This is a genomic window from Actinomadura napierensis (assembly GCF_039529375.1).
GTDB classification, from domain to species: domain Bacteria; phylum Actinomycetota; class Actinomycetes; order Streptosporangiales; family Streptosporangiaceae; genus Spirillospora; species Spirillospora napierensis.
The window spans coordinates 1-586 of sequence record NZ_BAAAMR010000368.1 but is presented as its reverse complement, the minus strand read 5'-3'; the positions used below and the strand labels follow the sequence as shown (position 1 = coordinate 586).

The 586-nt window shown below is 37.7% G+C and carries 1 pseudogene; it reads right to left on the bottom strand.

The features are described from left to right. Positions 1-16 precede the first annotated feature (16 nt). A pseudogene (gene hemJ / locus ABD296_RS49965) lies at positions 17-469 on the bottom strand (protoporphyrinogen oxidase HemJ). Between the last annotated feature and the right edge of the window lie 117 nt (positions 470-586).

The window sequence follows — 586 nt, the reverse complement described above, 5'->3', positions numbered from 1 at the left end:
TAATAAAAAACCCCAGTTAAAACTGAGGTTTTACAACAACTAAAATCACAACAGCAAATAAAATTAAGGTTGGCATTTCATTGAAGAAACGCCAGAACTTATGTGATTTGTAGTGAGCATTTCCAATAAGCTTTTTGCGATAGTAACCACAAACTAAATGGTAGATCACTAATAAAGCCACTAATCCAACTTTTAGATAAAACCAAGTGGCTTCATGGTAATGTCAAGTTGCATCACCCCAATCTACGAGAAAGTGAGCAGTAATTAATGTGGCAATCATAGATGGCCACATAATACCTCGATACAACTTACGTTCCATCACTTCAAAGCGCTGATGGCTGGTAGCATCATCACTCATTGCATGGTAAACATAAAGACGTGGTAAGTAGAACAAAGCAGCGAACCAACAAACCACAGCAATAATATGTAATGCTTTTACCCACAAAAAGGCATCAGAAGGTGCATCCATCGATAATCCTACGCGGGATTATGCATCCCACTTCTTGAAAATTAGGCAAGCGTTAACACCGCCAAAGCCAAAACTGTTACTCATTACAGTATTCAATTTTGTATCACGTTTTTCAAG